At 58.4% G+C, this 25336-nt stretch carries 19 protein-coding genes; 18 read left to right on the top strand and 1 reads right to left on the bottom strand.

Going from position 1 to position 25336, the window contains the following annotated elements; all coding sequences use genetic code 11:
* Positions 1-98: 98 nt before the first annotated feature.
* The 7 genes from BGIM_RS0103135 to BGIM_RS0103095 all read left to right on the top strand — a co-directional run bounded on the left by BGIM_RS0103135 (position 99) and on the right by BGIM_RS0103095 (position 10558).
* Positions 99-1532 carry a DUF1501 domain-containing protein gene (locus BGIM_RS0103135; protein WP_029629696.1) on the top strand — a complete coding sequence of 478 codons (1434 nt, stop codon included), beginning with the start codon at positions 99-101 and terminating at the stop codon, positions 1530-1532.
* Between the two features lie 126 nt (positions 1533-1658).
* Complete coding sequence (locus BGIM_RS56865; RefSeq protein ID WP_020468340.1) at positions 1659-5006, top strand: DUF1553 domain-containing protein; 3348 nt, start codon at positions 1659-1661, stop codon at positions 5004-5006.
* 152 nt (positions 5007-5158) lie between these two features.
* A complete protein-coding gene (locus BGIM_RS0103125; protein ID WP_020468339.1) occupies positions 5159-6262 on the top strand; it encodes a HEAT repeat domain-containing protein in 1104 nt (367 codons plus the stop codon).
* 146 nt (positions 6263-6408) lie between these two features.
* Positions 6409-7785, top strand: a complete 1377-nt coding sequence (locus tag BGIM_RS0103120; RefSeq protein WP_020468338.1) for a DUF1570 domain-containing protein — start codon at positions 6409-6411, stop codon at positions 7783-7785.
* Positions 7786-8447: 662 nt separating this feature from the next.
* Complete coding sequence (locus BGIM_RS0103105) at positions 8448-9299, top strand: hypothetical protein (RefSeq protein WP_157368581.1); 852 nt, start codon at positions 8448-8450, stop codon at positions 9297-9299.
* A 6-nt stretch (positions 9300-9305) separates the two neighbouring features.
* Positions 9306-9467: a serpin family protein gene (locus tag BGIM_RS68150; RefSeq protein ID WP_157368774.1), complete on the top strand. Its 162-nt coding sequence runs from the start codon at positions 9306-9308 to the stop codon at positions 9465-9467.
* Positions 9468-9673: 206 nt separating this feature from the next.
* The gene (locus tag BGIM_RS0103095) at positions 9674-10558 is read left to right on the top strand and encodes a hypothetical protein (protein WP_020468333.1); all 885 of its coding nucleotides are present in this window, start codon (positions 9674-9676) and stop codon (positions 10556-10558) included.
* A 75-nt stretch (positions 10559-10633) separates the two neighbouring features.
* On the opposite strand, the gene BGIM_RS0103090 is transcribed toward BGIM_RS0103095, so the two are convergent.
* Positions 10634-11932 (bottom strand): Gfo/Idh/MocA family protein, encoded by a 1299-nt coding sequence (locus tag BGIM_RS0103090; RefSeq protein ID WP_020468332.1) that lies wholly within the window; start codon positions 11930-11932, stop codon positions 10634-10636.
* 159 nt (positions 11933-12091) lie between these two features.
* On the opposite strand from BGIM_RS0103090, the gene guaB reads away from it, so the two are divergent.
* From guaB to BGIM_RS0103035, 11 genes are all read left to right on the top strand, one after another.
* On the top strand, positions 12092-13576 hold the full coding sequence (gene guaB, locus BGIM_RS0103085; protein WP_020468331.1) for an IMP dehydrogenase: 1485 nt from the start codon (positions 12092-12094) through the stop codon (positions 13574-13576).
* Between the two features lies 1 nt (position 13577).
* A complete protein-coding gene (locus BGIM_RS0103080; RefSeq protein ID WP_020468330.1) occupies positions 13578-14330 on the top strand; it encodes a hypothetical protein in 753 nt (250 codons plus the stop codon).
* A gap of 13 nt (positions 14331-14343) precedes the next feature.
* Entirely contained in the window at positions 14344-15921 is a 1578-nt protein-coding gene (locus BGIM_RS0103075; protein ID WP_020468329.1) for an ABC transporter permease, read from the top strand.
* A 366-nt stretch (positions 15922-16287) separates the two neighbouring features.
* Positions 16288-17268, top strand: a complete 981-nt coding sequence (locus BGIM_RS0103070) for a DUF1559 domain-containing protein (protein WP_020468328.1) — start codon at positions 16288-16290, stop codon at positions 17266-17268.
* A 1-nt stretch (position 17269) separates the two neighbouring features.
* Complete coding sequence (locus tag BGIM_RS0103065; RefSeq protein WP_020468327.1) at positions 17270-17686, top strand: hypothetical protein; 417 nt, start codon at positions 17270-17272, stop codon at positions 17684-17686.
* Positions 17687-17743: 57 nt separating this feature from the next.
* Complete coding sequence (locus tag BGIM_RS0103060) at positions 17744-18508, top strand: ATP-grasp domain-containing protein (protein ID WP_202947216.1); 765 nt, start codon at positions 17744-17746, stop codon at positions 18506-18508.
* Entirely contained in the window at positions 18456-19082 is a 627-nt protein-coding gene (locus BGIM_RS0103055) for a GNAT family N-acetyltransferase (RefSeq protein ID WP_202947215.1), read from the top strand. The genes BGIM_RS0103060 and BGIM_RS0103055 overlap by 53 nt, the downstream gene beginning before the upstream one ends.
* Before the next feature lie 56 nt (positions 19083-19138).
* Complete coding sequence (locus BGIM_RS0103050; protein ID WP_238537509.1) at positions 19139-20182, top strand: sialate O-acetylesterase; 1044 nt, start codon at positions 19139-19141, stop codon at positions 20180-20182.
* Between the two features lie 382 nt (positions 20183-20564).
* Positions 20565-21497: a DUF1559 domain-containing protein gene (locus BGIM_RS0103045; RefSeq protein ID WP_020468323.1), complete on the top strand. Its 933-nt coding sequence runs from the start codon at positions 20565-20567 to the stop codon at positions 21495-21497.
* Positions 21498-21572: 75 nt separating this feature from the next.
* A complete protein-coding gene (locus tag BGIM_RS56860) occupies positions 21573-22073 on the top strand; it encodes a hypothetical protein (RefSeq protein WP_157368580.1) in 501 nt (166 codons plus the stop codon).
* 189 nt (positions 22074-22262) lie between these two features.
* Positions 22263-25334 (top strand): DEAD/DEAH box helicase, encoded by a 3072-nt coding sequence (locus tag BGIM_RS0103035; protein WP_020468320.1) that lies wholly within the window; start codon positions 22263-22265, stop codon positions 25332-25334.
* Positions 25335-25336: the final 2 nt, after the last annotated feature.

Here is a 25336-nt window from a genome sequence, read left to right as displayed (position 1 = left end):
TCATTGGTCATTGGTCATTGGTCATTGGTCATTGGTCATTGGTCATTGGTCATTGGTCATTCCTGCAAGTCATTCCGAGTTTCGAGACGCGAGATGTCATGAACAACAATTTATTACAACCGACTCGGCGGCATTTTTTCCGCGACTGTGGCATCGGTCTTGGCGGGATGGCCCTTGGGTCGTTGCTGGCGCAAGATGGGTTGGCGGCTCCGAGTGTCAATCCGTTATCGCCGAAGAAGCCTCACTTTGAGCCGAAGGCCAAGGCGGTCATTTTCCTGTTCATGGCGGGGGGGCCGAGCCAGTTTGAATTGTTCGAGCCGAAACCGGAATTGCAGAAACTCCACGGCCAACAGATTCCCGATTCGTTTGTGAAGGGGAAGCGGTTCGCCTTCATGGACACCTTTAGCAAAGAAAAGCCAAGACTCCTCGGCACCAAACGGAAGTTTGCCAAGCACGGCAAAAGCGGCACATGGGTGTCCGAATGTCTGCCGCACTTCACGAAGATCGTGGACGATGTGACGATGGTGAAGACCGTCGCCACCAATGTCTTCAATCACGGCCCGGCGAAAGTGTTCTTCAACACCGGGTCGCCGCAATTTGGGCGGCCGAGCATCGGATCGTGGGTAACTTACGGCATCGGGTCCGCGTCCACGGATTTGCCGGGGTTTGTCGTCCTCCAATCCGGCCCGCGCGGTCCGCGCGGCGGCGTGTTGAACTGGGGGAGTGGCTTCCTGCCGACGACGTTTCAGGGTGTTCCCTTCCGTTCCGGCGGCGATCCCATCATCAATCTGTCGTCGCCAACGGGAGTCTCTTCCAATCGGCAAAAGGATGTGATTGATGCCGTCAAAGAGTTAAACAGCGAGCGTCTCGACGCGACCGGCGATCCGGAGATTGCCACCCGGATCGCCTCCTACGAGATGGCCTACCGGATGCAGACCAGCGCCCCGGAACTGATCGATCTGACCAAGGAAGACGCGAAAACGCTCGATGCCTACGGGGCCAAAGCCGGGGCGGCCTCGTTTGCGAATAATTGCCTCCTCGCCCGGCGGTTGGTGGAGCGAGGCGTGCGGTTTGTTCAGCTTTACCACACCGATTGGGACCACCACGGGGACTCCGTCAACAATCTGGACAAGGGACTCGACAAGGTTTGCAAGGAAGTCGATCAGCCGATGGCCGCCCTTGTCCAAGACTTGAAGAAGAGGGGCCTGCTGGACAGCACGCTGGTGATCTGGGGCGGGGAATTTGGCCGCACTCCGATGGGCGAGGCCCGCGACACCGTCGGCCGAAATCACCACATCGACACCGGAACCATGTGGTTCGCCGGCGGCGGCGTGAAAGCCGGGTTCACCCTTGGCGAAACGGACGAGTTCGGTTTCTCGCCGGTTCAGGACCGCGTTCATGTTCATGATTTGCAGGCGACCATCCTGAATCAATTGGGGCTGGAACACACCAAATTGACGTATCGCTTCCAAGGTCGCGACTTCCGGTTGACGGATGTTCACGGCGAGGTTGTCAAAAAGATGCTGGCCTAAACCAGCGATCCTTGTTTCGCTGAATGTCCAACTTTGCAACCGATCATTGATGCGATAAACTTCAATGGTCGGCCCCGCCTTCCGCGTTTCCGTTTTTCATCCACGCATCATTGAGGCCCGCCATCCATGTTCGGTCGCGGCTTGGTTGTTTTCTCGCTGTCGTTGGCTGGCTCCATCTCGGCCAACGCCCAGACCCCCCAGCAAATTGAATTCTTCGAGAAGAGCGTCCGGCCGCTCCTCACCACTCATTGCGTGGAATGCCACGGGGCCAGCGAGAAGAAAATCCGGGGCGGTCTGCGGCTGACCACACGGGCCGAACTGCTCAAGGGGGGAGACACTGGCCCGGCGATCTCGCCCGGCAAGCCGGAGGAAAGTCTGCTGGTCAAGGGATTGCATTACACCAGCGACGACCTCAAGATGCCGCCGAAAGGGAAACTTCCCGCGGCCGATATCGCTGTCTTCACCAAATGGGTGAAGGACGGAGCCGCATGGCCGGAATCGGGAGCGAACGCAAATACCGGCCAGCCAAAACCGGGCCAACTGTTCACCGAGGAACAACGAAAATTCTGGGCCTTCCAGCCGGTCACCGATTCACCGGAACCAACCGTGAAGAATGTTGATTGGGTGAAAAACCCCGTCGATGCGTTTATTCTCTCAAAGCTCGAAACCAAAGGACTCACCCCGGCGAAACCGGCCGACCGCCGGACGCTGATTCGCCGGGTGACTTACGATCTGACCGGCCTGCCGCCGACGCCGCAGGAAATCTTGGACTTCGTGGACGACAACTCGGCCCACGCTTGGGAACATGTGGTGGACCGGCTGTTGCGAAGCACGCAATACGGCGAATCACAAGCCCGGCACTGGCTGGACATCGCCCGCTATGCGGACTCGAACGGCTTGGACGAAAACACCGCGTTCGCCAATGCCTTCCGCTATCGCGATTACGTCATCAAGAGTTTCAACGAGGACAAACCCTACGATCTCTTCATCAAAGAACAGATCGCCGGGGACTTGCTGCCGGACGCGAACACCAACCCGGACCGGATCACCGGCACTGGCTTCTTGGTGTTGGGTCCGAAGCTACTGGCCGAACCGGACAAGCAGAAGATGAAACTCGACATCGCGGACGAACAGGTGGACACCCTCGGGAAAGCATTCCTCGGCCTGACCCTCGGTTGCGCCCGCTGTCACGATCATAAGTTCGATCCCATCCCGACGCGGGATTATTACGGTCTGTTGGGCATCTTCACCAGCACGCGCACGATGAAGAACCTTTCAACCGTCGCCGCCGCTTACGAACGGTCGTTGCCCACCGGAGAATCGCCCGCCGTGGCCGAGGCCCGTGCGAAGAAGATTGCCGCTAAGGAAGCCGAGGTGCAACAGATCACCAAGGAATTGCGAGAACGCCTGTTGCGGGAGGCAAAAGAACGGGCCGGGGAATATCTCCTCGCGGCCGCCGATGCGAAGGGAACGGCCGGGGTGGCGCGCATGGGGCAAACCAAGGACAACCCGCCCGGAACAGTCGTGCTTGAGGCCGAAAAATACAGCACCGGCACGGCCGACAAAGACACGAACGCCCTCGGCAAAGGCATCGGCATCATCTACAGTTTGAAGCCGGAGAACAACAAAGCGACGCTGAGCCTGAGCGTTCCGAAGACCGGGGATTACGAACTGGAACTGAGGTACGCCTCCCTCGAAAGCCGGCCAATTCGCATCAGTGTAAACGGTAAGCTGGTGTTGAAGGAGGCGGCCAAGGCCACCACCGGCGGTTGGAACCCAGAACACCAGACATGGCGAGCCGAGGGCAGCATTCCGCTGAATCAGGGGAAGAACACAATCTCCATCGAAGGCGTCGGCTTGTTGCCGCATCTCGACAAGATCGCCGTCATGCCCCCCCTGCCCACAGGCAAAAACGGCTCCGGCCGGGCCAGCGCCGGGAGCGTGCCGGATGTGGGCATAGCCCGCAAATTGATCCCCGAGTTCATCACCGGCTGGACCGAGTATTTGAAGCGGAAGAAAGAAGATCCGTTCTTCGCCCCGTGGCTGGCCGTGCGTGATCTTCCCGACGAAGGCTTTGCGGAAGCATCAGCCCCGATCCTCGCCAAATTCACCATGCCGAAGGAAGTATTGGAAGGCCCGCCCGCGAAGACGCTTGCCGAGTTCGCCAAGAAGTATCAACAAGCGCTGACCGGTTCGGAAACCGGCAAGAAGATCCTCGCGGAAGCCAACGGGCCATACGCGCTGAAAGCCACGCTCCCCGCGAATCCGGAGGCGTTTTACCCGGCGGAACTGGCCACCATCTCTTCCCTCAACGGGGAAATCGTGGCCATGCAAAAACTGGCCCCGCCGACGATTGCCGTGCTGGCGGTCGAAGAGGGGGCCAAATACGGCGAAGTGCGGGCCGACGGCAAACCCCGCAGTCTCTTCGTGCAAATTCGCGGCAGTTACCTGACCCCCGGCGAAGAGGCCCCGGCCGTCTTCCCGCGCATTCTGGCGGGTGAATCACAATCCCCGGTCGGCGGGCTGTCGATGGTTTCCGATATTCCCAAGCATGAAGTGAACCAAACCAAGTACGGCCACAGCCGGTCGGCCAGCGGTCGTCTGGAGTTGGCGAACTGGCTGGCCGATCCCAAGAACCCCCTGCCCGCCCGCGTGATGGCCAACCGGATTTGGTTGCACCTCTTTGGGGAGGGAATCGTCCGCAGCCCGGACAATTTCGGGAAGCTGGGCGAACGACCAAGCCACCCGGAATTGCTCGACTGGCTGGCCACCCAGTTCGTGCGGGAAGGCTGGAGCATCAAGAAATTACAGAAGACCATTCTGATGTCGAACGCCTACCGGATGAGTTCAACACACAACGAGGCGGCGGCCCTTGCGGACCCGGACAATCGGTTGTTGTGGCGGTTTAACCGTCGTCGTCTGGAGGCCGAGAAAATCCGCGACGGGATGCTGTTCGCCGCCGGGAACATCGACCTCAAAATGGGGGGCAGCCTGTTGAACAACGGAAACTTCAGTTACATTTCCAGCAATCCGACGATGGACGCCAGCCGGTATGACAACGCACGGCGAAGCATCTATCTGCCGATCATCCGCAACCGGGTGTTCGACTTTTTCCAATCGTTCGACATGGCCGAGCCGCATGTTCCGAACGGCAAACGGGCCAACACGGTGGTCGCCCCGCAGGCGTTGTATTTGATGAACAGCCCGTTCGTCCGGCAACAATCCGAAATTCTGGCGGCACAATTGCTCAAGGATCACCCGGCAAATGTCGAGAGCCGCGTTCAGTCCGCCTATTTGCGAGCCTACGGACGACGGCCGAAAGCAGAGGAACTCGCCGAAGCCGAGCGTTTCGTCAACGCTTACGAGACGGCCCTGACCGCCAAGATACCGGACCCCGAGAAGCGCGCCCGGACGGCGTGGGCCGGGTTTTGCCAGGCAATTTTCGCTTCCAGTGAATTTATTTATTTGAACTGACGACAGCGGAGATATGCCTCCACCGGACCCGCAAGGTCACCCTATTTTACCGGCAAAGTTTCACAACTCGCGGCATCTCAATTGATCGTTGCCTCCCGCTCAACCGATGTTTCCCGTGTTCATGGATTCCTTGGTAATTTTCGGGGACCGCGATGTTTGACGTCCTCCGCTCACGCTGGCTGGCCACCGCCCTTGCGTTTGCCGGTATTGCTTTCCAATCCCGCGCGGACGCCCCCGTTGCTTACAAGCCTGATCAGCACATCATTGTGCGGATCGGGACAAAAGGGGATCGTCGTTGCGTCATCATTGCGGCCAAGCCGCAAGCGGACGGCACGATTGAATACCGGATGAAGGCGATCGACAACGGCGAAGTGCTGACGATCTATGATCGTCCCGGTTCGGGGGCGACCCGGCCGCTTCCGGCCGAAAGCGCCAGCCAACCGAAACCATCGGTGAGCAGCGATCCCCTCCTGGCCTCTTCTCTTCGGCAACCAACCGGCGCAAAGAACGCTGACCCGGCGAAGTCGGACGATGTGTCCAAGCCCGGCGACACGGCACTGGCCACGGCTCCGACGAAACGAGATGGCCCGTTGCACCGGCTTCAAGAATTGATTCCAATCGGTTCCAAGAATCAAGAACGTCCGGCACCGGGAGTGCAAACACCGGTCATCGTCACCCGCGCCAATCCCATTCGCCAGCCTCAGCCGGTCCCGACGGACATGATGAAGTCCGCCTCGAATATCGGAACGGCGATGATTGATGGCACGGGCGGCATGCCCGGCAAAACGATTTCGACCGCGAGCAGCGGCACCGCAATGGTGGTCGGCGAACCCGCCCCGTTGAACATGGTTCGCCGGCCGGCCGCCCTGCCCGCCGTGGCCGAACCGGTTTCGCTTGGCTTTGTGATCCCGGTGAACAACAGCCAGACGACCCCGAAGGCCCGCAATTACGAGCGGGAAGAACGTATCGTCAGCTTGGGTGACAAGCTGAAAAACGCCCTTCAACCCTCGGCACGGGAAAACGCCGCCGAATTGCTGACCGAAGGAGTCGGCGCCGACTCGGCGGCCGTGCGTTCTTTGTTGCTGACGGCCGCCGCCAACGACCCGTCGGCGAACGTGCGGGCCACCTGTGTGCGGTGTCTGGTCAAGATTGGCGTGCGGGACACGCCGTTCCTGGCGCTGCTGGCCACCGGGAAACAAGACCCCGATGTGCGCGTTCGCCTCGAAATCGACCGGGCCGAGGAAATGCTCAAGTAAGCCGGATCGATCACCTACGAACATCCTCGAAGCGAGTGGTTGACGAAGTCATCGTCGGCCGCTCGCTTTTCGCTTTAATTCCCGTCACCAAGCTGCTAAATTGACATTCTCCCTTCTGATTGGTCTTTGAGGATTTGGAACCCGTTATGCGCGAGCGGCTGGCCATCCTCATTCTCGCGTGGGCGGCGATATCGGCCCCGGCCGGCCCTCCCGGCGTCAACGATTGGCCGTTCGACACCCTCAAACTCAAGAATGGCATCGTTCACAAGGGCCTCATCCTTGAGGAAGCCCCGCTGGCGGTGCGGTTCCAAATCGTCCGGCGATTCCCCGGTCGGCCAACCGTGTGGTTCACCTGTGTCTTTCGGCACAACGAAATCGAAAAGATTGAGAAGATCACGGCCGAGGACCGCGTGGCGGTCAAAGCCAAACTGGTCGAACTCGACCCGGCGGCCGAGGCCCGCCGCATGGAAAAGATGGATTTGAAGTCGTGCGACTGGGGAGGCAAGAAGGGGGGCGGCCTGCGCTACGATTCGGATTACTTCTCCCTGCTCTCGGACGCGCCCGAAGAAATAATTCGACGGGCCGCATATCGGCTGGAGAATGTTTACGCGGCCTACGCCGGGTTCCTGCCGCCCCGATATCGCGGAGGCAATCCCACCGTCATCCGAGTGTACCAATCTTTTGAGGGCTACCAAAAGGCATTGCCCGCCGGATTGATGTTAAAGAACCCGGCGTTCTACGACCCGGCCGCCAACCGCGTTTGTTGCGGCACTGATCTGCAAAAGCTCGGCGAGGATTTGTCCCGCTTCCGGCAACAGGCGAATCTGTTGCTGGAAGATGTGGCCAAACAGGAAGCGGAAGTCCGCCGATTGTATGGCAAGAAACCCGAGTTGAACCGCCACCTTCAACCGTTTTTGGACACCCGATCTCAAATCAAACAGGCCGCCCAAGCCAATGAACTGGCGTTCGATCAGGCAACTCAGATCCTCTTTCGGCAGCTCTATCACGAGGCGTTCCATGCTTATGTCGGCAACTTCGTCTACCCGCCAAACCTGAAGGATACCCCCGGCGAACTCCCCCGCTGGCTGAACGAGGGGATGGCCCAAGTGTTCGAGACGGCCGTGTTCGAGGCGGGTGAACTCCGAATCGGCCACGCGGACAAAGACCGATTGGAGCGGGCCAGAGATTTGCTGGATAAGAAAGAATTGCTCAGTATCGCCGATCTGATGACCAACGGTTCCAAAGGTTTCGTGGTCGCCCATGGCGGGAAACTCCCCGACAGCGACCGAGCCTACCTCACGGCATGGGCCTTCGCCTCTTACCTCATGTTCGACCGGCGCGTGTTGGGAAGCCCCAAGGGAGACTTGTATCTCAAGGCAATCAACACTGGCGGCGAGCCATTAAGCAATTTTGAGAAGTGGGTCGGCCAAAGCGTCCCCGACATCGAGAAAGGCTTTCACGGCTGGCTCAAACGACTCCGACCCGATGGCACCTTGACGGAAATGATGACCGGAAGCCCGTGACCGACGAAATAGTCTTGGGAAAATATTGTGTCAGGATTTTGATTCCAAATCTGCCAACGCATTCCCACGATGTCGCATTACGAACCCGGTCGGTTGCCGAGGGTTGATTTCGCTGACGGAATGGCGGTGAGCATACCGTTTCACGGTGACCGGTTCAAGATGGTGTTGGCACTTCCAAAATCCCCTGGCGGTCTGGCAAAACTGGAGAAAAACCTGTCCGCCAAACAATCGAAGGAGAGGGCGATCCAGACGCCGGCCGAACCAATTTGATCTCCGTTTGCCGAAGTTTCAATTCTCAACACGCCGGTCGTTGAACGAGGATGTTCGGGGCATTGGGTGAGTTTGATTTTCAAACCGGACGCCGACTTGGCGGAATGAACACCGGGCATCGTTCCTTGGTCGGGTGATCCATGAAGCTCACGTGGAAGTGGGGTAGGTCTGGTCTTTCGGCCGGGTGACCGATCCGCGAGACCAGCGAGTCGAATGACGGCTTCCCTGTCGCCTTCATTTCATTCCTTCCGAATTCCGACGAAAATCGTGGATGCCTCCTTGCCTGTCCGTTGTCAAATCATTGACTGGATGAATCTGAAGAAATCGACAGATTCACTCGAAACCAAGTCTGTCGAATTTCGCTTCAACCATTTCGATCAGTGGGAGTTGGCATGCGTATGCGTCTCGGTGCGTTTTGTCTGGTTTGTTTGATCTCCGCCGTTGGCTGCGGCGGGAAGGAGGGGACGGGGGGATCGAAGCCAAACGCCGCAAATGACGAACAAGACAAGGCCCGGCAACTCGCGGCCGAAAAATCACGCCCGGCTGACTTCCAAATGACAGGTTTAGAATTAACCAGCGCGTTCGTCGCGGATCAAAAAGCTTATGCGGACAAATACGTTGGCAAGAAAGCGGAAGTGACTGCCAAGTTGTTTTCGATCATCTTTCGGGGGAAAGACCAAGTGGAGCTTGTGCTGAACACCAAGCCGGAAGCTCCTGATTTTCACAAGTATTATTTGCATTGCCTATTTCAAAAGGCCGAACTAACCAATTTTCAAGGCATGAAGGAACTGGCAAGGGACCAGGAGATCAAGATTCGCGGCCACGTGATGGAAATCGGACTGAATTTGAAGGATTGCGAGATTCTGTCCGCCGTTCCCAGCACGGCGATGCCGGTGACCGTCTCCCAACTGCTAGCCGCCAGTGGCAAGGAAGAAGCCAAGACGAAATACCAGGACAAAACAGTGGTGTTCCAGGCCAAAGTTCAGCAAGTGAACAAGGCGGACGACACGGTTGTGTTCCAAGTCATCGACCCCAAATCAGCCAAGGGGAAGGAATTGAAAATGTTTTACAACACGTTCCTCGCCTCCAAACAGGTCGGGGAAGAACTGGCCAAAACCAAACCCGGAACCGTCGTCATCGCCATCGGAGAGATCGACCAGATCGATCCGATTCGGATCGCTGATGTGCGTCTTCTCGAACAGCCTCCCAAGGGTGTGGAGTTGCCTTCGGGGAAGGCGAAATGATCCTGTCTGGAGCGAGGAACAAGGCATGACGAATGCTCAACGAAGAAATCCGAGCCGTCGCGGGCCCATATGATCCGGTTCAATCATCCGTTTTTGTCTCTCATCACCGATTCCAAAACCAAGACCGTCTTGTTCCTCGGCCGCGTGACCGATCAGCGAGCGGAGTGACAGGATATCGTTTGAAACTTCCTTCCGACGTACCCGTCAATGCGAACCAATGCCTTGTTGCCATGCTGGCGTTGGCGGCGTGCAGTTGCAGTGACAACCACCCGATCTTCGGCGGGCATCACTCACAACCGCCAACGGTCGTCCTGACCGTGCTGCTTTTTCTCCGTGCTCACCGCTGAAACTCTCAAATTCAATAAGGAACCATCATGCGATATGGCCAGATTCTGATCCTTTCGGGTTGTTTGATCGTCGTCGGCTGCGGGAAAGATGACAAGGCCGCACAGACCAACCCAGGAGTCAACGGAACCGGTTCGCCGACGCCCCAAGACAAAGGGGCCGATCCGAAGAACAAGACTGTCAGCAGTCCCGAACCGGTGAAACTTGGGCAGGTTGCGTTCAAACTGACCTCGAAGGAATTGGCCGAGGCGTTCATCAAAAGCGAAACTGCTTATGGCTCCAAGTACGGCGGCAAAGTCGTTGAAATGACGGGCTTGATTCAAACGGTCCATCTGGACAAGGATTTCAAGTCGGGAACGCGAATTGTGATTGGTTTGGAGGGAGCCACCAATCCGAAAACGTCAACGACTTTTCAAGTTTACATTCATGTGGGGGCGGCCGACAAGGACAAGTTTCAGGGACAGAAGGAATTCGCCAAGGGCCAGGAATTGACCGTCCGAGGGATTGCCCGCAAGGACGCGCTCGCGGTTCAGCAATGCGAAATTGTGTCTGCGGGGCCGAATCCTGCAATTCCTTTCACCGTCGCCGGACTTTCGGCCGCCTTGGCCACGGGGGACGGCGCAAGCAAATATCAAGACAAACCGGTGGTGATTTATGCCAAGGTGCTGAAAGTCGTTCACAAAGAAAGTCAGGTCATGTTCACGATCAAGGACCCCAATGCCGCCAACGGTCCTGAAATCGTCGCAAGCATCCCGGCGATCCACGACACTGTCGTCAAGGAACTCATGCAAACGAAAGCGGGAACGGTGCTGTATCTGATCGGCAATGTGGACAAACGCATTTCGGGAGGGATCTGGCATTTCCGCATCCTCAATTCCCCGCCGACAGGAGTGACGGTTCCCCCCGCCAATTGACCCGACGCGTTATTCGTCCAGGAGTTCGGCGGACGTCTCCTCCAGAACGCACCAGAACTCCCGTCTAGAACTTGCTCACCCGCGAGGTTCCCAACCCTTGCGGTATTCCTTCGTGATAAACGCATCGGCCTCCGGAACCCCCTTGCACTTGAGCGTGGCGGCGTCCCATTCCAAGGGTTTGCCCACTTTGTAAGCGACGACGCCGAGCAAGACGGACTCGGTCAGGCCGCCGGAATAGTCGAAGTTGCAAGTCGTTGTGCCGTTCGTGCGGATGGCTTCGATCCATTCTTTGTGATGGCCAATGGAATTCGGGATGCTCCGGTCGCCATCAACTCCCTTGAACTGATCTTCCGGGAGGATCAACCGCTTGCCATAATTGGCGAGGATCATTCCTTTTTCGCCGATGAACAGGGTGCCGTCTCCCCATTTTTCCTGTTTCAAATCCGCGAGTTGTTTGGGCCGCTTGTCGCCGTCGTACCAGAACACCTTCACCGGGGAACGTTTCCCAACGGCCGGGAATTCGTATTCGGCGGTGATCCAATCGGCGGCCGTTTCTGTCGTCAGCGGCGATCCTTGGGCGGTCACTTTGGTCGGGGCGGTCAGGTCCAACGCCCAAAACACAAGATCCATGTGGTGACAGGCCATGTCGGCCATGCGACCGCCGCCATAAGCCCAGTATCGGCGCCAGTGGAACGGAACGTATTCCGGGGCATACGGTCGTTCAACCACCGGTCCCTGCCAGAGGTCCCAATCCAGCCCCTTGGGGACCGGCTTGGCCTCCGGTCGCTTGCCGTTGCCGTTCCATGCCCCGCCGACCCAGACGTGGGCTTCCTTCACCGCCCCGATCACCCCGGCTTTCACCATTTCCACCACCCGGCGATAATTGTCCCCCGCGTGGATTTGCGTCCCCATCTGGCTGATGCGTTTGTGCTTTTTCACCAATTCCCGAAGCTTGCGCACTTCCCAAATCGTGTGGCACAAGGGCTTTTCGCAATAGACATGCAACCCGGCCTCGATGGCGGCCGAGGTGATGTGAAAATGGTTGTGGTCCGGGGTCGCGCACAACAGGGCATCAAGCCCCTTGGCCTCGATCAGTTTCCGGTAATCCGTGTGGAAGACGGCCTTCGGAAATTGCTTTCGGGCCGGGCCGGTGCGGGATTCGTCCACGTCGCAGATGGCAACCACTTCGCAGCCCGTTTGGGCCAATTGGCCCCAATTGTACTGCCCCTGCCCCGCGAGGCCGACAACACCCACCCGGACGGGTTGGGCCGGCAATTTTGGGAGATCCTTCTTCTCTTCGGCCAGAAGCGTCCCGGCCGCCAAACCGGCGGCCCCGGCTTGGAGAAAATGACGACGCGACAGTGAACCATTCATGAAATTTTCTCCGATTGGGTGGTGGCATCTTTTCCGGCGGGGGGAAGCTCAAGTCCCTTGAATCAGCTTTCCCAGAGTACCTGACCCGTTCCTCCGGAGCAATGCCCCCTATAATTCTTTTCCATTAAGAATTTCGGGAACAATCAGGGGAACGTCGTCATGCACGAACGAATCGCATATCCGGGAATCACTTTCGACGACGTTTTGCTGGAACCGGGTTATTCAAACGTCGTCCCGAAGGACGTGGACGTGCGGACCCAACTCACCCGCCACATCAAACTGAACATCCCCATCCTGTCGTCGCCGATGGACACGGTGACGGAAAGCGAACTGGCCATTGCCTTGGCCCAGGAAGGCGGCCTCGGTGTCATCCACAAGAACTTGCCCGCCGCCATGCAAACCCGCGAGGTGGACAAAGTAAAGCGATCTGAAAACGGAGTCATCAGCGACCCGGTGACCCTGCGGCCGGACGAAACGGTCGCGAACGCCCGCAAGATCATGGAGCAGTACCACATCAGCGGCGTGCCGATCACCGTGGACGGCTACCTCAAGGGCATCCTCACCCGGCGGGATTTGAAGTTTCTCGGCGACCAGAACCAGAAAATCTCCGAGGTGATGACCAAGGACGATCTGGTGACGGCGAAGGAGAACACGACTTTAGAGGAAGCGGAAAGATTGTTGACTGTAAATAAAGTGGAGAAGCTGCTCCTTGTGGACGATCAATACCGTCTGAAGGGGTTGATCACGATCAAAGACATCGACAAGATGTTGAACTTCCCAAATGCCTGTAAAGATGGGCGTGGAAGGCTGAGAGTCGGGGCGGCCATCGGGGTGATGGATTTCGAGCGGGCCGAGATGTTGATCTCGGCCGGGGTGGATGTGCTGGTCGTCGATTCCGCCCACGGACATTCCGAAAACGTCATCGCCACCGTGCGGGAATTGAAGAAACGACACTCCATCGACATCATCGCCGGCAACGTGGCTACGTTTGAAGGAGCAAAAGCCCTGGCCGAGGCCGGGGCGGACGCGGTGAAAGTGGGCATCGGGCCGGGGAGCATCTGCACCACGCGGATCGTCTCCGGGGTCGGCGTTCCGCAGCTCTCGGCCATCGCCTCGGCGGTGCGGGCCTTGCAGGGCACGGGCATTCCGATCATCGCCGACGGCGGCGTGCGATACTCCGGGGACATCACCAAGGCGATGGCCGCCGGGGCGTATTCCGTCATGATCGGCGGGTTGTTCGCCGGGCTGGCCGAAAGTCCGGGGCTGACGATTTTGCACAAGGGCCGGACCTTCAAGGCGTACCGCGGCATGGGTTCGCTGGGGGCCATGATGGCCGGGTCCGGTGATCGGTACAACCAGGGGAAGGACGCGGCCGGCAACGGCAAGCTGGTCCCCGAGGGCGTGGAAGGCCGGGTCCCCTACAAGGGGCCTCTCGCCCCGTTCGTCTACCAACTGGTGGGCGGTCTGCGGGCCGGCATGGGGTATTGCGGGACACAAAATTTGGAAGAGCTGCGCACGAAGGCCCGGTTTATCCAGGTCAGCGCGGCTTCGGTGCAGGAGAGCCATCCGCATGATATTCTCATTACTCAGGAAGCCCCGAACTACTCTTCTCGGGAAGAGTACACCAAGTCGGACGGCATGTAGCATGCTGGCCGCCGGCTTGCTGGCGTTCGGCGGCCTCGCCGTCGCCGCCGAGCCGGAGATGCCGGGACAGGTGCGGTCCACCTATGTGCCGCGCGGCGCCCCTGGTGTTGCCCCGAGGGGAACCGCCCCGACAAGGCAAGTCGTTCAGGCTCAGGGACAGGACACGCCCAAAGACGCCCCCAAGGACACCGTTCCCGGCGGCGACCCGCCCCGGCCGCCGATTCTCGGTGTTCCCCCGCGAGGCAATCAAGACCTCTTTGACGCTTATGTGCGTCTTGAACCGCCGGGACGCGAGAAGGTCTTCGGCGCCCGTGAAACTGAGAAAGAACTCGAACAACGTTTCAGTCAACTTGAAAAAGACGCCGGGCGGGATCGCATTCAATTCCCGGAGAAGCCGGTCCTGACGACCGACGACCGAATGCACACCCGGACGTTGGCTCCCTCCGCGATTTACGAAGAGCCGCGATATGTGGTTTATCGCCGGTTGTACTTCGAGGAAAAGAACGCCGAGCGTTACGGATGGGATCTTGGCCCGGTTGTGCAGCCGCTCGTTTCCATCGCGTGGTTTTACAGCGACACGCTCTGGTTCCCGAAGCACTTCACCTCGTACAATTGCCGACGCTTCGACACGAACGCCGGGCTGTGCTGGCCGGGTGATCCGGTGCCGTACTTGTTGTACCCGCCCGAATTCACCGTCACCGGGTCGCTGGTAGAAGCGGCGTTGGTGGTCGGGCTTGTCGCCGTCATTCCTTGAAAATGATGCTCCCATGCGTTTCGCGGGCCGGTTGCTGATCCTCACCCTGCTCGCGGTTCCGTTGTTGTTGCCATTGCTCGAACTGGCCTCGTTCCCTGTCAGGAGCGAGGCCGTTCGCATTTCAGACCTTCTCGGTCAAACGCTGCTTTTTGTTGGTGTAACGCTTATTATTGCCCTGCCGCCGGGGCTGGCGCTCGCGGTGATTCTCTTTCGTCTCGCCCTGCCCCTTTCGGGATTTGTCCGGCGCCTCTTGCTGCTCGGCGTGTTTGTGCCGCTGCCGGTGTTCGCCTGCGCGTGGCAGCCGACACTCGGTTATGACTTTCCGTGGGGTCGGGGCATCATGTTCGCCGCCCTCGTTCACGCCCTCGCGGCCCTGCCGGGGGTGGTCTGGATCATCGGGCTGGGATTGAACCAAGTTCCGAGAGAGTTGGAGGAAGACGCCCGGACGATCTTGCCTCCATTGGGTGTGTTCCGACGGGTGACGTTCCCCGCCATCCGCTCGCATGTCTTGGCGGCCATCGGCTGGATCGTCCTGCAAGCCACCGGGGAAATCACCGTCACGGACATGGCACTGGTGCGGACCTTCGCGGAAGAAGTCTACACGCAATTCGTGGCCGGAAGCGGCGACGGCCTCGGCCGGGCGGTGGCCGTCAGTCTGCCGTTCAACTTCTTGATGCTCGGAATATTTGCCTGCCTCATCCGGAAGTTTCAATCCTCAAAGCAAGTCTTGGTTTTTCGTCCGTCGGTGGCCGAAAGCGTCAATCGTCGGCGCTGGCCGCTGTTTGTGCTTCTGGCTGCCTTTGCCATCGGCTGGGCCGGTGTGCCGCTATGGAATCTGATCCGTCAGGCCGCCGGACATCGGGGGGACACGACGGGGAATTTCGCCACCTTCGCCCGTGAACTCTCTCGGGGCGTCCGCTTGAACGCGGCCGTCCTCGGGGAAAGCATCGCGGAGAGCGCCGGGGTCGGCCTCATCACCGTGGGATTGGCGATTTTGCTTCACGAGTTGGTGAAAGACTCTCGTTGGCAACGGCGACTGGCAACCGGGTTGCTCGGAGCGTTGGCCATCACACCGGGGCCGGTGCTGGGTTTCGGCTTGCTGAAAGCCATCTTCATCGGCATGGATGCGGAAGATGTTCTTCTCGGGCAAATCACGGATGCCCGGCCGTTTCGATATCTGCTCTACGACGGCTCCACTCCCGCGCCAGTCATGGCGGCCCATGTGTTACGCTTCCTCCCGTATGCGGCCCTCGTCTTGTGGCCGTTGCTCGGGCAAGTTCCGACGGCCCTCGTCGAAACGGCCCGCCAAGAGGGAGCAACACCTTGGGGCCAATTCCGACACATCACATGGCCATTTATTCGACCGGGAGCGTGGGCGGGCGGCTTGATGGTGACGGCGTTCGCCGTCGGAGAAGTGAGTGCCGGGAAGATGGTGCAGGTTCCCGGCCGGCAAACCTTCGTGCAGGAACTCATGAACCAGATGCACTACGGCGTCACCAGCACCGTCGCGGCCCTCGCCTTGGTTCAACTGATCGCTATTTCCGGACTCATCACCATCGGGCGGTTGGTGTTATCCAAAAAGTCCAATTAGCAAAATCGCGTTTTGTTTTCGCCCCAAAGGGGCGCCCGAAAATAGCCAGGGGCGGAAGCCCCTGGACAACGACGGCAAAAAAGGAATCCACCCCAACGGGGTGGCACAACTAACATGTGCTGCCCCGTTGGGGCAGAAAACTCTCAACAGGCAGAGTTCCAGGGACTTACGCCCCTGGCTATTTTCGGGCGCTCCTTTGGGGCGAAAATCAGTCGTCGACCGAGCCAGAAAAATTGGCCAGACCATCGTTACATTCAAACATTGCGTCGGCCCGTCTCTTCGTGGTAGTATTCACCTTCCTACTGCCTGCTTCCGAGAACCGTTGTTTAATCTCTCCCCAATGTTCTTGTTCACGGAGCCTCTCCCATGCGTAACCGTCGGGGGTTTACCCTCATTGAATTGTTGGTGGTGATTGCAATCATCGCCATTCTCATCGGGCTGTTGCTGCCCGCCGTCCAAAAGATTCGCGAAGCGGCGAATCGGATGAAGTGTTCCAACAACCTCAAGCAACTCGGCCTCGCGTTACACAACCATCACGACACAAACGGCCGGTTTCCCCCTGGTTCGATGGTGACCGTCAATTTCTCCGACCCGGAATGGCCTTATTTGCTGCACTATTTGCTCCCCTACATCGAGCAGGACAACTATTTCAAGTTGATCGGCGCCGGCACATGGACTCCCGCCAAGCCTTGGATCGCCGGCAATCTCGGCACATGGCCGACATCGGTGATTGACATGAAGATCAACGCCTTCCTTTGCCCGAGTGACGGGCGGGGGAACGGAATCGCCGACTTCGGCACCGGCGTGCGGGTGACCAAGTCGAATTACCTTGGCATCTTTTCAGGAACCAGCGACGCCAATCAATGGGACAATAGTTATCCGTCCAACCAGAAGGCTGTCTTCTGCATGGGCCTCTCCCGAGCCACGTCCATGAGTGATATCACCGACGGATTAAGCAACACGATGGGCTTGGCGGAATACCTGACTGGAGTGGATTCACTCGATGTTCGCGGCATGTTTTACACCAATCGAGCCTCCGCGCAGTTTCTGTATGTGACATTGACGCCGAATTCCTCGGCCCCTGATCTTCTGATTGATTACCCCGGATTCTGTCAGGGGAACAACAACCAACCGGCGGCCAATCTGCCCTGCACGGCCAGCAACGGCAGTCGGTTCGGGGAGACCAACTACGCCGGAAGCCGCAGTCGGCACACCGGCGGGGTCAACGTGCAATTGATGGATGGGAGTGTTCGCTTTGTCACCAACCGTGTCGATCCCAACCAGTGGCAATACCTCGGCTGGATCGCCGACGGACAGGTGTTGAACAACTCTTCCACGGGGGGATGACATGACACCGCTGGGTCTCTCCCGCATGCTGGTTTTGTTGTCGTTGTTTCTGATAACCGGATGCGGAGCCGACGGCGCCCGCATTTCCGGCAAGGTCACCTTGGGCGGCGCGGCGATCCCGGAAGGCCGGATCGAACTGCTCCCGCCCAACGGCGGCCCGGTCATCGCGGGCGCCCCCATCTTGGATGGCGCATTCCATCTGGACGGGGCAAGCCTCCCCGCCGCCGGGAAATACCGGATTGCGATCTGGTATCCCAAGAAAACCGGCCGAAAGGTGGTCGCCGGTTCACCGGCCCCGCCCAACACGATGATTGATGAAACCGTGGAAGCCGTCCCGGCCAAGTACAACAAGCAATCGACCCTGCAACGCGAAGTAAAAAACGGGTCAAACACCTTGGACTTTGAGCTGGAAGGGTGATTGATCAGATGCGGTGTCAACCGCCGTCGAACCTTCGCTGATTGGCCGGTGTCGTTTATGGGCATCGACCAATGCGAACTCTACAAAATAATGCCCACCCTGATCCTGACACCACGATTCACGGACGATGCCCAGGCATTATGGCGGGCCGCCGGACGCATGGGCTGGGGCATTCGCCGACTGACTTCGTGGCGGGTTTCTGATGACGAGCGATTGGCTCCCGATCCTGTCCTCTATCTCGAAGGATTGTTCGGCCCAACCCTTGCCGAACAGTTCGGGCTGCGACTGCTCGAACCAGCCATTGACTGGTTGCCTCGGCTGCCCAAAGAATATCGCCGACGGCATATCACATTGACCACTTTTGGCGCCGCCCGTCAACTCACCGAACCGGCGTTCGTGAAACCGCCCAATGACAAAAGTTTCAAGGCGGGTGTTTTTGTAAGCGATCAACTACCCGCCGGGGTTGATGATCTTGCTCCGGTCTTGATCGCTGAGGTGGTCAGGTGGGAAAAAGAGTTTCGTTGCTTCGTGTTGGACCGTGTTGTCCGGACGATCTCGGTTTATCTTCGGAACGGGATTCTTCAGCGAGAACAAGACTTCGCTGCCGAGGCAAGCGAGACAGCCGACGCCCTTGCATTCGCCCGTCAGGTGATTGAAGACCCGCGAGTGGATCTTCCCAAGGCAACGGTGATTGATGTCGGCGTGATCGCCGGGCGTGGCTGGGCGGTTGTCGAACAGAACGCTGCCTGGGCCTCCGGGATTTACGGATGTGATCCCGAACAAGTATTGGAAACGCTACAGTTCGCAGCGGTCAGAGAGTGATTCGATGGAAGCCCACCCGTTACGTTTGGCCACTCTGGCCGATGTGCCCGCCATCACGGCATTGATCGGGTTGTCGGCGAGAGGCTTGTGCCTGTCGGACTACACGGCCGCCCAAATCGAAGCGGCCCTTGGCACGGCATGGGGATGTGACAGCGAATTGATTCGGGACGGCACCTATTTTGTCGCCGAGGCGAACGGTGATCTGATCGCTAGCGGCGGATGGGGACGACGGAAAACCATGTTTGGCGGGGATGCCCGGCCGGGGCGGCAATCGGAGTTCCTTGATCCGGCTTGTGACGCCGCTCGCATCCGGGCATTTTTTGTGCATCCTGATTGGGCGAGACACGGGTTGGCGCGGGCCATGTTAAATCGTTGTGAATCCGAGGCGATGGCCAACGGATTCAAGGCCGCCGAGTTGATGGCAACGCTGACAGGCCAACGGTTTTACAGCAAATTGGGTTACCACGGGAGCGAGATCGTGGAGTATTCGGTCGGCAATGGAGAGACCATCCGGTTCATCCCGATGCGACGGTCATTCGATTCCACTTCTGAAATTTCAGCCTCGCCACAGTGATCGTCAGCGGGCTTCATACGCTATTCCCATCACTCCAATTAATGACGGTCATTCGCATGAACAAATCTCTCCTCTGCGCGGTGCTGCTGTCTCTGCCCGGCGCTCTTCAGGCCGATGACAAGCCGAAACCCGTCAAGGTGTTTATCCTTGCCGGTCAGTCGAACATGGAAGGCAAGGCCAAGATGTCTCTGGTTGACTTCCAGGCGACGCAACCGGCCACCCGCGATCTGTTCAAACATTGGCGGGCGGGGGACAAATGGATCGAGCGGGATGATGTGTGGATCAAGTTCCTCGACCGCAAGGGGAAGCTGACCGTGGGTTACGGCTCGCCCAAGTGCATTGGCCCGGAACTGGAGTTCGGCGCCGTGGTCGGCGATCACTATGGCGAACAGGTGTTGCTCATCAAGACCGCGTGGGGCGGTCGCAGTTTGTACCGTGATTTTCGCTCTCCCGGCGCCGGGGAACCGGCCGAGAAGATCGTTGATGCGATGTTGGCCGATCAGCGAAAAAAGAAGCCGGAAACCACCGTCGAGGATGTGAAGAAACCTTTTGGGGCCTCTTACCGCGAGATGCTCTCCGAGATCAACAACACACTTTCTGATTTGAAGAAGCACTTCCCCGATTATGCCGGACAGGGTTATGAACTCGCCGGGTTCATCTGGCTTCAAGGATGGAACGACATGATTAACGCCGACTACACGGCGGCCCACACGGCCAATCTCACGCATTTCATCCGCGATGTGCGAAAAGATTTGAAGTCGCCGAAGTTGCCGTTTGTCATCGGGCAAATGGGTGTGGACGGCGACCATCCCAACGCCGGCGTCAAAAAATTCAAGGATGCCCAGGCGGCGGTGATGGAAGTTCCCGAGTTCAAAGGCAACGTGGCCTTGGTGAAAACAGACCTCTTCTGGGACACGGACGCGGAAGCTGTATTCAAGAAAGGCTGGCGGGAGAACATCGACGAATGGAACAAAGTCGGCAGCGATTACGCGTATCACTATTACGGCAGCGCCAAAACAATGCTGCGCATGGGCCGGGCCTTCGCCGAAGCCGTTCTTGAGTTACGAGGCGAAAAGAAAGCGGCTCCGCAAGCCAATTAAGAAGCCAGTTTGCGGGGCATTGCATGCCCGAAAACGCCGAGGAATGTGGGCTCTCCAGATAGTCTATAAGATATATTGATGTTTTAATATTAATGCTTTAATGTTTTAATCTTTTTGCTTTCACTATTGTTCGACAATTTTCCATTCAAATCAGCGAATTGAAAACCTATCTACGGCAACAACTTGCGATGTTCTCAACGTTCATGACGTTCGACAGCCCGACGTCATGGATGGATCGCTTTTGGCCCCAAAGTATGAGTAAAATACCTTCATCTAAACTCTTGAACAATTTAGGCATCGAGGATATAGTCACACAACGCATTTTTATGCGGCCAGTCTTCTTAATTCGTCCCGGTCTTTTCAAACTCATTAGGAGTCTCGAATGTCCGTCCGCCCTCTCCCGGCTCGGCATCGATCAGCGTTCACCCTGATTGAACTTCTTGTCGTCATCGCGATCATTGCCATTCTCATTGGTCTTCTTCTGCCCGCCGTGCAGAAGATCCGTGACGCGGCCAACCGGATGAAGTGTTCCAACAATCTCAAGCAAATCGGCCTCGGTGTCCACAACTACTTTGACGTCAACAACCGGATGCCCCCGAACGGGATTTCCACCACCACTCCAACGTCTGCGAACACAAGCTGGCTTGTGTATATTCTGCCGTTCATGGAGCAAGACAATCTGTTCAAGGCGTACAATCTGACCTTGGATTTTGACAACACCTCGACCACGCCGCCAAACGCGGCCATCGGATCTGTGCAACTGAACGTGTACACTTGCCCCGCCGGATCCAATCTCAAGAGTCCGAACGCGAACGAGGCTTACCCGGCCGGCACCCAGCACTTCGCGCCTCACTATTACGGGAACATGGGTCCGACGGGAACCGCCGTCCTTGGAAGCACGACTTACACGTACACATCAGTGAACGGCGGCACCAACAACGCGATGGGAAGCCAGGGATACTTCCATCAGACCGCGGTCATCAAGTTGACTGATGCGTCAGACGGCCTGTCCAACACAATTCTGGCGGGTGAGAAGTCAAACAACGAGACAAACGGCACGAACAGCTACCGGAGTTGGTCCCGTGGTTGCAACGGACCGTGCGGGGCGAGCAAGAACGTGACGAACCCGATCAACTCGACGAACTACAACGGGAGCAGCAACTTCAACGACATCAGTTTCGGTAGCAACCACACCGGCGGGGCCAACGTTGGCCTTGGGGATGGCAGTGTCCGGTTCCTCCGCCAAACAATCGACATTAATGTTCTCAAGGCGGCGGCCAGCCGGGATGGCGGCGAAGCGAGCACCCTCAATTAACGTGTTTTTCGGACCGATCTCCGGCCCCCGTCAATTCTTGTCGGGGGTTTTATTCATTTTATCTGGAGCCTGTTCATGTCCCGGTTCTCACCCGGTCGGGTATGTTGTTTGTCCTTGATGATGTTGGTGTGTGGTTTTCTGGCCGGTTGCGGCAACGGAACCAACCGGGTCTCCGGGAAGGTGACCTTCAAAGGGCAACCTGTCAAGTCGGGAAAAATCTACTTTCTTCCTGATGCGACCAAGGGGAACAAAGGATCGGCGGGTTACGCCGACATTGTGAACGGGCAGTACGACACGGCGGCCGCCGGGGGCGCCAATGCCGGGAAGGGGCCGATGACTGTCGCCATCGAGGCGATCGATCCTGACAAAGCCGTGACAAAAGACAAGAAAGAAACGGCAAAAGACAAGAAGGAAGCAGCATCCGAAGAAGCCACGGTGGCCCTGCTTTTCCCCCGCTATGAGACAACCGCCGACCTTCCAGACAGCGCATCGACAAAGGATTTTGACGTGCCGGCCAATGCGGCCGACGCGCCCAAGACACCGAAGGGCGCTGGTCGGAAGTCAACCGACCCTTGAAGTTGATTGAGTCCGTGCCACAGCATTTCGTCACCGACGATGTGACTCCGGTTTCCTCGCAAACCGGAGTCTTCATTGAGATCCGTGTCTGGTTGGGGAAACAGCGAGAGCTTCAAGGATCAAACTGATAGGATTGAAATTTCCACATGATCTTCATGTCGGAGATTGGCCCTCCAGTGAGATTCCGCGTTGATCGCACTTCACGCCATCATTCAGAACGGACAATTCCTCCTCTGGGGCGAAACCGATCTCGTTGAAAAGCGGTCGGTTGGAAAGTCTCGCACCGGGACACCGGCACATCCGTTTGCGGCCACGCAACGCGACTTGGCCGAGGCTCTTGAAGGGCGGGGAAAAGCAAGCTCCGGCAAATCGAAAGCCGCCGAGGCGGTCATTTCTCTTCCGACCACCAGCGAACGGCCCGTCGTCTCCAATCCGCTGATCGGGGAGCCGCCGACGGAGGGTGAAACCGTCACGCTCGCTCCCTGGCGGGTGGCCGTGTTGCCGGTGGAATGGCCGAAGGTGGTTGAATTGTTGCTCGCCTGCGGGGAACAGCCACTGTTGAAACCCGGCTTGCTGGCTGGCGGCACCCTTCACTATTGGGCCGCCGGATTGCGGTTCGCGGCCGGGTTGGTGGCCCGCGAGCAGTTTTTGCCGGGGGTTTCCAAATCTGGCGATCATCTCCGGGCGGTTTGGTTTCCACAAATTATTGGCGCCGAGCGTGGCCGGTTCCGTGAATTGGCGGCCGCGATGCCCGCCGCCTGCCGGGCGGTTGGCGCGCCGGGCAAAGGAGAAACAAGCCGGTCGGCGGCCGATGCGTTGAACGACTTTCTGAATCTCGCCGTCGATCATCTCGTCCGGTCGGGGCAGCCGAAGACGTTGAAACCCGCCAAGTTCGACAGTGTTCACGCTCAATGGCTGGCCGCCCTCCGTTCCGACGACGGGGAAATGAAACTGGCCGAGGCCGAGTTCGCGGATTTGGCCCGCTCGCTGGATGAATGGCGACGCCCGCTGACCGTATTGGCCGGTTCCGGGTATCGGTTATGCTTCCGGTTGGAAGAACCCAAGGACACCGCCCCGGACTCGCTCTGGACGGTGCGGTATCTTTTGCAAGCCGAGGACGACCCAAGCCTGCTGATTCCGATGGCCGATCTGTGGAAGCCGCGATCACTCTCGGTCATCGGCCGGGTGAAACTTCCCTCCCGTGAATTCCTGCTCACTTCGCTCGGGCAGGCGGCAAAGCTATGCCGCGAAGTGGACGACAGTTTGAAATCGGCCGCCCCCGGTGAATTCACCGGCGACTCGGTGATGGCCAATCGCTTCCTCTCGGAAACGGCCGGTCAACTGGAGCAAGCGGGTTTCGGCGTCTTGCTTCCCGGTTGGTGGACCCGCAGCGGCGTCAAGCAACTTTCCCTCACAGCGTCCGCCAAGAGCAGCAAGAAGTTCTCGGCCGGCGGCGGGGGCATGTCCCTCGACGAGATGGTGAAGTTCGATTGGAAAATCGCCCTCGGCGACACGGAACTGACGCTCGCCGAACTGGATGCCCTCGCCCGGTTGAAATCCCCGTTGGTGAATATTCGTGGTCGTTGGGTGCAGGTCAACGCGGACGAGATTCGCAACGCCCTCGATTTTTGGAAGAAGCATCCCAAGACCGACGTGACCTTGCGGGATGCCCTGAAAATGTCCCTCGGTGCGGCCGATGGTCCCAACGGTCTACCAGTTAGTCGCGTGAAGGCGGGCGGCAAACTTGGCGAATTTCTCGACCAACTTCGCGGCGAAGGAACGCTCACCGAACTGCCACCCCCGGCCGGGTTCGTCGGCTCCTTGCGGCCGTATCAGCTTCGCGGCTATTCCTGGCTTACCTTCCTGCGACGTTGCGGTTTGGGGGCCTGCCTCGCGGACGACATGGGCCTGGGCAAATCCATCCAGACACTGGCGGCCATTCAAGCCGCCCGCGATGACGGCGAAACACGGCCCGTCCTATTGGTGTGTCCCACATCCGTCGTCGGCCACTGGCGACGAGAGGCAGGCCGCTTCACGCCATCGCTGACGGTGATGATCCATCATGGATTGAAACGCACGAAGGGGGAGGCGTTTGCCAAAAGCGTGAAGAGTTTCGCCATCGTCGTCACCAGCTATCAACTGCTGCTCCGCGATGAAGCGGCGTTTAATTCCGCCGAATGGGCGGGGGTAATTTTGGACGAAGCCCAGAACATCAAAAACCCCGATGCGAAAACATCAAAGGCCGCCCGCGCGTTGAAGGCCGGTTTTCGGGTGGCCCTCACCGGGACACCGGTGGAAAACCATGTCGGCGATTTGTGGTCTGTCAGCCAGTTTTTGAATCCGGGCTTTCTCGGCGGGCGCGAGGCGTTTCGCAAAGAGTTTTTGCTACCCATTCAACTACGGCGAGACGAAGCGGCCGCCAACCGGCTCAAACGACTCACCGGGCCGTTCCTGTTGCGGCGACTGAAGACGGACAAATCCATTATCGCCGATCTGCCGGACAAGTTTGAGGCGAAGGTCTATTGCACCATCACCAAGGAACAAGCCTCGCTTTACGAGGCCGTCGTGCGCGATCTGGAAAAATCCCTCAAAGGCCAAGGAGAAGACGGCATCAAACGCAAAGGGATGATTCTCGGCACGCTCTCCAAGTTGAAGCAGGTGTGCAATCACCCGGCGCAGTTTCTCGGGGACAACTCGGCCATCCCGGATCGTTCCGGCAAACTGGCACGCCTCACGGAAATGCTGGAAGAAGTGCTGGACAGCGGCGACCAGGCGTTGGTGTTCACGCAGTTCACCCAAATGGGAGACATCCTCAAGAAGCATTTGCAGGAAACCTTCGGCCGGGAGGTGATGTTCTTGCACGGCGGTGTGCCGCAACCGCAACGGGAACAAATGGTGAGCCGGTTTCAAAACACCGCCGACCCGGATTCGCCGCGGATTTTTCTCATCTCGCTCAAAGCGGGTGGAACAGGGCTGACGCTGACGGCCGCCAATCATGTGTTCCATTTCGACCGCTGGTGGAATCCGGCCGTCGAAAATCAGGCGACCGACCGGGCCTTCCGAATCGGGCAGACGCGATCCGTGCAGGTTCACAAGTTTGTCTGTGTCGGCACGATGGAAGAGAAGATCGATCAGATGATCGAACAGAAGAAAGACATCGCCGGGCGCGTGGTGGGAACCGGCGAGGGCTGGCTGACGGAGATGTCCAACACCGAGTTGAAGGAACTGCTGGCGCTCCGTCCGGACGCCGTGGAGGAATGACC

It is taken from the genome of Zavarzinella formosa DSM 19928, from assembly GCF_000255705.1.
Lineage (GTDB): Bacteria > Planctomycetota > Planctomycetia > Gemmatales > Gemmataceae > Zavarzinella > Zavarzinella formosa.
This window is presented reverse-complemented; position numbering and strand designations above follow the sequence as displayed.